8 protein-coding genes are annotated in these 8,097 nt (G+C 63.7%); 4 read left to right on the top strand and 4 right to left on the bottom strand.

All coding sequences use genetic code 11. From position 1 onward, the window contains the following. Window positions 1-320: 320 nt before the first annotated feature. Window positions 321-1,430 (top strand): anhydro-N-acetylmuramic acid kinase, encoded by a 1,110-nt coding sequence (locus ACRC0P_RS08515; protein WP_438629863.1) that lies wholly within the window; start codon window positions 321-323, stop codon window positions 1,428-1,430. Window positions 1,431-1,585: 155 nt separating this feature from the next. On the opposite strand, the gene erpA is transcribed toward ACRC0P_RS08515, so the two are convergent. The 4 genes from erpA to argC all read right to left on the bottom strand — a co-directional run bounded on the left by erpA (window position 1,586) and on the right by argC (window position 4,392). Then, the gene (gene erpA, locus ACRC0P_RS08510) at window positions 1,586-1,939 is read right to left on the bottom strand and encodes an iron-sulfur cluster insertion protein ErpA (RefSeq protein ID WP_183461206.1); all 354 of its coding nucleotides are present in this window, start codon (window positions 1,937-1,939) and stop codon (window positions 1,586-1,588) included. Window positions 1,940-2,062: 123 nt separating this feature from the next. Continuing rightward, on the bottom strand, window positions 2,063-2,473 hold the full coding sequence (locus tag ACRC0P_RS08505) for a bactofilin family protein (RefSeq protein WP_438629861.1): 411 nt from the start codon (window positions 2,471-2,473) through the stop codon (window positions 2,063-2,065). Between the two features lie 75 nt (window positions 2,474-2,548). After that, window positions 2,549-3,295 carry a DUF6776 family protein gene (locus tag ACRC0P_RS08500; protein ID WP_438629859.1) on the bottom strand — a complete coding sequence of 249 codons (747 nt, stop codon included), beginning with the start codon at window positions 3,293-3,295 and terminating at the stop codon, window positions 2,549-2,551. A gap of 50 nt (window positions 3,296-3,345) precedes the next feature. After that, complete coding sequence (gene argC / locus ACRC0P_RS08495) at window positions 3,346-4,392, bottom strand: N-acetyl-gamma-glutamyl-phosphate reductase (RefSeq protein ID WP_438629857.1); 1,047 nt, start codon at window positions 4,390-4,392, stop codon at window positions 3,346-3,348. A 248-nt stretch (window positions 4,393-4,640) separates the two neighbouring features. On the opposite strand from argC, the gene ACRC0P_RS08490 reads away from it, so the two are divergent. The 3 genes from ACRC0P_RS08490 to thiD all read left to right on the top strand — a co-directional run bounded on the left by ACRC0P_RS08490 (window position 4,641) and on the right by thiD (window position 7,765). Then, window positions 4,641-6,446: a chloride channel protein gene (locus ACRC0P_RS08490; RefSeq protein ID WP_438629855.1), complete on the top strand. Its 1,806-nt coding sequence runs from the start codon at window positions 4,641-4,643 to the stop codon at window positions 6,444-6,446. 18 nt (window positions 6,447-6,464) lie between these two features. Beyond that, window positions 6,465-6,887 (top strand): protoporphyrinogen oxidase HemJ, encoded by a 423-nt coding sequence (hemJ, locus tag ACRC0P_RS08485; protein WP_438629852.1) that lies wholly within the window; start codon window positions 6,465-6,467, stop codon window positions 6,885-6,887. Between the two features lie 86 nt (window positions 6,888-6,973). Continuing rightward, a complete protein-coding gene (thiD, locus tag ACRC0P_RS08480; protein ID WP_438629850.1) occupies window positions 6,974-7,765 on the top strand; it encodes a bifunctional hydroxymethylpyrimidine kinase/phosphomethylpyrimidine kinase in 792 nt (263 codons plus the stop codon). Window positions 7,766-8,097 lie beyond the last annotated feature (332 nt).

Raw genomic sequence — 8,097 nt, 5'->3', positions numbered from 1 at the left:
CTTCGGGCGGGCCGCTAAGCAGCCATCTGCGGCGTTGCACTTGCTTGACGTAGAATGACTACGCCGGCGCAAGTGCGCCTTGCATCTGGCCGCTTAGCGGCCCGCTGGTATCACTATTTAGTTCCATACAGGACACTAGCGCCCCGTCTCGTACTAGGGCCTGCTAACGCAGCTCGCAGGGAGCGGCCATTCCATTTTCAACCCGGGCCATCTCGTTGACTTGCTTGACGTAGAATAACTACGCTGGCGTAAATGCGCCTCGCATCTGGCCGGCCAGTGGGCCCGCTTTTCATTATTTAGCACGAGACAGGACGCTCCAGATGCCCGATCTATATATCGGCCTGATGTCCGGCACCAGTGTCGACTCCATCGACGCGGTACTGGTCGACTTCGGCAGCGGTAACACCCTCAAGCCACAGATCGTCACCGCCCTCGGCCACCCCATTGACCCGCCGCTGCGTGAAGCCATTCTCGCCCTCTGCGCCCCCGGCCCGTCCGAGCTGGACCGCGCGGGTCAACTGGACCGACAGATCGGCCAGGCGTTTGCCGAAGCCACCAACACCCTGCTGGCGCGCGCCGGCGTCGAAGCCGGGGATATCGCCGCCATTGGCAGCCACGGGCAGACGGTGCGCCACCGCCCACCGGGCACAGTTGCCACGCCCTTCAGTCTGCAACTGGGCGATCCCAACACCATTGCCGCCCTCACCGGAATTACCACGGTAGCGGACTTCCGCCGCCGCGACATGGCCCTGGGCGGGCACGGCGCGCCGCTGATGCCAGCCTTTCACCGCGCCGCCTTCGCCACCGACCGCAACCGCGCAGTAATCAATATCGGCGGCATGGCCAATATCACCGAACTGGCCGTAGATGGGGCCGTCTACGGCTACGATACCGGCCCCGGCAACGTCCTGCTCGACTACTGGGTATCCCTGCATCGAGGACAGCCGTTCGACCGCGACGGCGCCTGGGCCGCCAGCGGCCGGGTGCAGACGGAGCTGTTCAACCGGCTGATGGCAGACCCCTACTTTGCCGCCAGCCCCCCCAAGAGCACCGGCCGCGAAACCTTCAATGCCCGCTGGCTGGAACAGGCCTGTGCCGGCCTGGAACTGGCGCCAGCGGATGTGCAGGCCACGCTGGCGGAGGTGACCGCGGCCAGTATTGCCGAGGCGGCGCACCAGTTCGCCGATGGCGGTGAGCTGCTGGTGTGTGGCGGCGGGGCCAGAAACAAGGACCTGTTGGCGCGCCTGCGCCGGCGCCTGCCCACCTGGTCCATCGCCTGTACCGGCAGCTACGGCATAGACGCCGACTGGCTGGAAGCGGTGGGGTTCGCCTGGCTGGCGCGACAGACGCTGCACGGGCTGCCGGGCAACTGCCCGAGTGTGACCGGGGCTCGGGAAGAGACTGTGCTGGGGGGGATTTATCCGGCTTGAGCTCGGGACTCGGGATGTACTCACAGCGTGTCTGGCAAAAGGCCACCGGTAGCAGGACCGCCGCCGACAGGCGGGCCTCCGGCCCGCAATGCCGAGCTGGAGCTCGGCGCTCCCAGGCGCGCGGCCAAACGGCCGCTCCTACAGGGGAAGTCCAGCTAGATGGAGAAAGAGGAGCCGCAGCCGCAGGTGGAGGAGGCGTTGGGGTTCTGCACTACGAAGCGGGAGCCGGACAGCCCCTCCTCATAGTCGACGCTGGCGCCCACCAGGTAGGGATAGCTCATGGCGTCCACCAGCACCTGGATGCCGTCTTTCTCGACCACCGCGTCGTCCTCGGCCACCAGTTCGTCGAAGGTAAATCCGTACTGGAAACCGGAACAGCCGCCGCCGGTCACGAAAACCCGCAATTTGAGTTCCGGGTTGCCCTCGTCTTCCAGCAGGCTTTTGACCTTGGCCACCGCCTGGTCGGTCACCACAACCGGCTCGGGAGAAAAGGAAACAGCTTCTGACATAGGTTTCTCTCGACACCAATAAGAGGTCGCACCGAACGAAAAGTATACAGTGCAAATTGGGGCCCATTATCCTTAAATCCCAGCAATACAGTCAAGTATTGCCGGGTGCGCAGGTAAACAAGCTTAGTCTACGTCCACTACCGTTTCTTCCGAGTACTCCAGCATGCGCGGCTCACCGGCGGAATCCATATCCACATTGGAGACCAGGGAACCGTTCACCTGGGCGCCCTTGACCATCTCGATCAGCTTGTAGTGCACATTGCCCTCCACCATCGCCTTGGAGGACAGCTCCAGGTGACGCGTGGCGTGTACATCGCCCTTGACGTTGCCGTTGATCACCACGTGGGGCACGCGGATCTCACCCTCGACGATGCCGCCTTCGACAATCTGCAGGCGCGCATCGCTGTCGCTGTGCGCATTGACATTGCCGCGCACCTTGCCCTCGATCACCAGGTTGCCGCGGAAGTGCAGGTCGCCCGCCACCTCGGTGTGCCGCGCGATCAGGGTTGTGTTGTTACCACCGGAGCTCGCCATAACTGCCTTCTCTTTTTTTCTCAACATAAGCCAAATGAAACCTCTTATTTCACGGAGTCTGATTTACTCCGCTATCTATGTTTTCTGCACCAGCCAGCCGTAACGCCGCTCGATGTTGAAGCCTTTGCGCGCGCTGGATTTGAGCGTCAACTCCACCCCTTCCGGTTCAAAGTCCGGGGGAAGATGCAGCTCTCCCTCGATATTCTGGAAATACTTGAAACGCAGCGGTATCGACTCACTGTCCACCTGTTGCGACAACGTGCTCAGCGGATAGCGTTTGGGCTGCCCCGCCTCGGTACCGACAACAGTGAAAGTGGCGCTGCCGGTCACCACATTGTGACGGGCCGACGACTGCTGCACCAGCAGCTTGTACTGGTAGCGGCGCGCATTCCCGGTCTGGGAAATAATGAAGCGGCCGATGGAGACACCCTTGCTGCCGTCGGCGGGGGCCATGATGCCGCGGTAGAAGGAAATTTCCTGGCGCAGTTCAGCGATGAGGCTTTCCTTCTCCACCAGCTCCGCACGCACCTTCTCATTGGCCTGCTCGCCGATGGCCACCGACTGCTCCGCGGTCGCCACGCGCATGCGAAGCTCCTCGTTCTCTCTGCGCAACTTGTCCAGATGGCTCTCGGCCTTCTCATGCACCTGGGTTTTCCGGTCCAGGGCGAGCCGCATCTTGTGCTGGCCGGCGAAGTAGGCGGCGGCCGACGTGGCGAGCACCAGCAGCGTCACCCCCAACACGGAAAAGGCTCCAAAAAAGGGCCGGTGGGGCACCACCTTCATGCGGTACTGCTTGCTGCCTTTGACTTTTTTCCGCGCCATTGGAATCCGCTGTGTTGTTATCGTTTGTCGTCCGTCGGAGTCTGCCGATTCTAAGGCAGCAACGCCGGGCTCTCCAGCCCCAGCGCCTCATTCAGGCCGAACATGATATTCATATTCTGCACCGCCTGCGCCGAAGCGCCCTTGGCCAGGTTGTCGATCACTGAGAGCACCACCAGGGTATCCCGCCCCTGGGGCCGATGCAGGGAAATCCGGCACATATTGCTGCCGCGCACGCTGCGGGTCTGCGGGTGACTGCCGGCGGGCATGACATCCACAAAGGGCTCGCTGGCGTAGCGCTGCTCGAACAGCTGTTGCAGCTCTTCCAACTCCCGGCCGCCCCGCAGGGTGGAGTAGAGGGTTGCGTGAATGCCGCGAATCATGGGCAGCAGATGCGGCACGAAGGTCACCCGCGCCTCCGCACTGCCGGCCGGTTGCGCCCGGCGCAGGCCCTGTTCGATCTCCGGCAGGTGGCGGTGGCCACCGGCGGAGTATGCGCGAAAGTTGTCGCTGCTCTCTGCCAGCAGCAGCTCGGTCTTGCCCTGGCGACCGCCTCCGCTGGCGCCGCTGGCGGCGTCGGCGATCAGCTGCTGCGGGTCCACCGCATCCGCCTCCAACAGGGGAATCCAGCCCAACTGGATCGCAGTGGGATAACAGCCCGGGCAGGCCACCAGCTGGGCGCCGGCGATCGCGGTGCGGTTGACCTCGGGCAGGCCGTACACCGCCGTCTCCACCAGCTCGGGAGCACCGTGGGGCTGGTTGTACCACCTCTCCCAAGCGGGGACATCCACAATGCGGAAGTCCGCGGACAGGTCGATCACGCGCACACCGCGCTTCATCAGCTCCGGCACCTGGGCCTGGGCGACACCGTGAGGAGTGGCGAAAAACACCAGGTCACAGCGGGACAACTGGTCGACATCCGGCTCGCAAAAGGCCAGTTCGCAGTGGCCGCGGAGGCTGGGAAACAGCTCCGCCACCGGGGTGCCCGCCAGGGCGCGGGATGTGATAGCGGTCAACTTCACCTGCGGGTGCCCCGCCAACAGGCGCAGCAGCTCCACTCCCGTGTAGCCGGTACCGCCCACAATTGCTACCTTGATCACCTTGTCCGAATCTCCTGCATTGAACCTGTCTTATAATCCTGAAAACCGCAGTTGGGCGCGAAAAAGACAGGTAAGATATAGGTGTGCATAGTGAATTTAAAAATCGCGCGGTCACCTTATTGGTGATGAGTCGATTTTTAAATTTGCCAGGCGCGCCAAGAGTTTGCCTGGACTTTCGTGATCCAACTGCGGTTTCCAGGATAATAGTTCGCACTCTACCACAAGCTTCTATCCGATAAGGATGTGCGGTGTCACAGCGCCCCCGGATTTCCGTCAAAAACAATCCGCCGAGCTGGCCGCTCGGGGAACGCGGCCTGGAAAAACTCCGGCTGGAACTCTCCGCCCAGGATGCACTGGCGCCCCTGCTGGCGATGGCACTGCTCATCGGTTTCTGCGCCGGCGCGGTCACCATCGGCTTTCGCTACCTCAGCGAATGGCCCGCGGAATGGTTTTTGACAACGCCGGGGCATTTTGAATCCCTGCCGCCGCACTGGTGTTTCGCACTGCCGCTGATCGGCGCCGTAGCGCTGGCGGGCATGTACTACCTGATCGAGTCAAACCGCCGCTACGTGGGCGTGGTTCACGTGCTCGACCGGCTGCACAACCACCAGGGACAGATGCCCGGCATCAACGCCCTGCTGCAGTTTTTTGCCGGTGCCGTCGCGCTTCTCAGCGGTCAGTCGGTGGGGCGCGAAGGGCCGGCGGTACACCTGGGTGCGGCCAGCGGCAGCTGGGTGGCCGGCCGGTTGAAGCTGCCCAACAATTCCGTGCGCAGCCTGCTGGGCTGCGGCGTGGCCGCCGCCATCGCAGCCTCCTTCAACACGCCGCTGGCGGGCGTGGTGTTTGCGATGGAAGTGGTGATGATGGAGTACTCGGTAGCCGGCTTCCTGCCGGTGATACTGGCGGCGGTGGCCGGCAGCGCCGTCACGCAGATCACCTTCGGCAGCCAGCCGGCATTCAATGTTCCCGCCATCCAGCTCGGCTCCCTGGCAGAGCTGCCACTGCTGTTCCTGTGCGCCCTGTCGATCGGCCTGTTGGCGGGGCTGTTTATCCGCGCCCAGCGCCGGCTGGCACCGCTGCAGCGCAAGTCTCCTCTGCTGCGTTTCCTCGCCGCCGGCCTGGTCACCGGCACACTGGCCATCTGGGTACCGGAGATTCTCGGTACCGGCTACGACACCCTGGAAATGGCCATGCTGGGCAAACTGGGGCTCGGCGCGCTGACCGCAATCGTGGCGGCAAAGCTGGTGGCCACCGCCCTGGCCAGCGGCCTGGGCATTCCCGGCGGAGTGATCGGCCCCAGCCTGTTTCTCGGCGCCTGCATGGGCGGTATCGCCGGCGGCCTCACCAACCTCTTTTTGGGCGACGCCACCGCCAGCCCCGGCTTCTACGCCATGGTGGGCATGGCGGCGATGATGGCCGCGCTGCTCAACGCCCCCCTGGCGGCACTGCTGGCAATTCTCGAACTCACCTACAACCCCAATGTGCTCTTCCCCGGGATGATGATGATCGTGGTGGCCTGCGTGGTGAGCCGGCACCTCCTGGGCACTGAGGGGATTTTCCAGGAAACCCTGCGCGCGCTGGGCAAAAGCGGCACCCCCAGCTGGCGCCAGCAGATGCTGAGCCGGGTGGGAGTGGCCAGCGTTATGGACCGGCACTTCGCGGTGACGCCCCGGGAGATCGTCGAGGAGGACGCGGTGCGCCTGATCGAGCGGCATCCCCAGTGGATTGTGATCGATCTCCCCGGGGAACCGGCGCAACTGCTGCGCGCGGCGGACTTGGCCAGCTTCATGCAGCGGCTGGCGGAGGCGCGGGAACAGGGCAGGGAGCAGAAAACCGCCGGCGAGAAGCCGCCGGTGGACCTGCTCAAGCTCCCCGGCGAGCGTTTGCAACTGGCACCGCTCAACTGGCGCGCGACCCTGCTGGAGGCCCAACAGCACCTGGAATCCAGCGGCGCCGATGCCCTCTACGTCGACCGCGGCCGCGGCGGAACACTGGACAGAAATGTCGCCGGCATTATCCTGGCGCAGCATATCGACAACTTTTACCGCAAATAACCTTTTAGGATCCGAATAATGCTCTGGGTCAAAGCCTTCCACCTGGTCGCCGTTGTCTGCTGGTTCGCCGCGCTCTTCTACCTGCCGCGCCTGTTCGTGTACCACAAGGACGCCACCGATGCGGTCAGTCGCGACCGTTTCTGCATTATGGAGCGCAGGCTCTACCGCGGCATTGCCACACCGTCGATGATCGCCACCCTGGCGCTGGGCATCTGGCTCCTGAGCTTCAACTGGGACTACTACAAGAGCGCCGGCTGGCTGCACGCCAAGCTGGTGTTCGTGCTGCTGCTGATCGGTTACCACCACGCCTGCGGCGTCTATGTGCGCCGGTTTGCCGCCGGCACCGTCACCCGCAGCGGGCGCTACTTCCGGGTCTTCAACGAGTTGCCGGTGATCGCGCTGGTAGTCATCTCAATACTGGTGATAGTGAAACCCTTCTAGGCGAATACTGTTCTATCCGCTGCAGCGTCGGCCAGGGCCGCCGGGCTGCTAGAATTACCCAACCAGCAGCTACCCCACGAAGCGACATGGACACATCCCAACCCATCGTCCTGACAGTAACCCACCACGACCCCAGCGGCAGTGCCGGCCTTACCGCGGATACAGAGACCGCAGTGAGCCTCGGCTGCCACATCACCTCGGTGGTCTCCGCGATCAGTGTGGGGGATACCCGGGAATTACTGGGGGTCGCGCCGGTGGAGGACAGCCTGCTGGTGGAGCAGGCCCGCGCGATCCTGGAGGATATGCCGATTGCAGCGATCAAGATTGGCTACCTCGGCTCAGTGGAAAACGTCCGCGCGCTGCACAGCGTGTTGCGGGACTACCCCGAGATTCCCGTGGTAATCGACCCGGACGCCACCCTGGCGGACAAGGAGAGCCTGCTGGCGCCGCCGCTGTGGGAGGCCGCCACCTCCCTCCTGCTGCCCTACGCCACCATGGTCTGCCCCAACCGCCGCGAGGCACGCGCCATGGCGGTGGAGGCGGATGTGTTCGACGCCATGGCCCAGGAACTGCTGGAGAGCGGCTGCCGCTATCTGCTGCTCACCGGCGTGCCCGCCTGCGACAAACAGCTGGAAAACCGCCTCTACGACGAACGCGGCCTGGTGCGCCAGTTCCACTGGAAGCAACTGCCCCCCGCCGCCTATGGCTCCTGCGGCACCCTGGCCACCGCCATCGCCTGCCATATCGCCCACGGCCTCACAGTGATCGAAGCCGTCAGCCGCAGCCAGCAGTTCACCTGGAACGCCATCGCCGACAGCCGCCGGCTGGGTATGGGGCGGCCGATACCGAATCGGTTGTTCTGGACTAATAAGAAGTAACCCGGGAGCACGGCGTTCCAGCTCCGCACACGAACTGCAGGGCGGGGCTCGGGACTCGGGACTCGGGACTCGGGACTCGGGACTCGAAAAGAATACTGAATTCAATGCGAAGGCCACCGGTATCAGGGCCGCCACCATCCGGGCTAAGAGCCTGTTTAGAATCTCGCGAAGAACTCTCCAGGTCGGGAGGGGTGCCTCTTTTCGGGACCGTATGAGGCAGGGATGCCGATTACGAGCGTACCGGGAGTATTTACCATAGATCGCAAACAGGCTCTGTAAGAACACATTGTAGAGACGCCCCACGACCGCGATAATGGCCCGCCAAACTCCCC

The sequence above is a fragment of the Microbulbifer sp. genome (assembly GCF_051659245.1).
Lineage (GTDB): Bacteria > Pseudomonadota > Gammaproteobacteria > Pseudomonadales > Cellvibrionaceae > Microbulbifer.
Note: the sequence above shows the minus strand (reverse complement) of the source record. Positions and strands in the feature narration are given on the sequence as shown.

Excerpts from the sequence above, each read along its gene's own strand:
- thiD (WP_438629850.1), top strand. The coding sequence starts at position 6,974 with ATGGACACATCCCAACCCATCGTCCTGACAGTAACCCACCACGACCCC.
- erpA (WP_183461206.1), bottom strand. The coding sequence starts at position 1,939 with ATGTCAGAAGCTGTTTCCTTTTCTCCCGAGCCGGTTGTGGTGACCGAC.
- hemJ (WP_438629852.1), top strand. The coding sequence starts at position 6,465 with ATGCTCTGGGTCAAAGCCTTCCACCTGGTCGCCGTTGTCTGCTGGTTC.
- ACRC0P_RS08500 (WP_438629859.1), bottom strand. The coding sequence starts at position 3,295 with ATGGCGCGGAAAAAAGTCAAAGGCAGCAAGCAGTACCGCATGAAGGTG.
- ACRC0P_RS08505 (WP_438629861.1), bottom strand. The coding sequence starts at position 2,473 with ATGGCGAGCTCCGGTGGTAACAACACAACCCTGATCGCGCGGCACACC.
- ACRC0P_RS08515 (WP_438629863.1), top strand. The coding sequence starts at position 321 with ATGCCCGATCTATATATCGGCCTGATGTCCGGCACCAGTGTCGACTCC.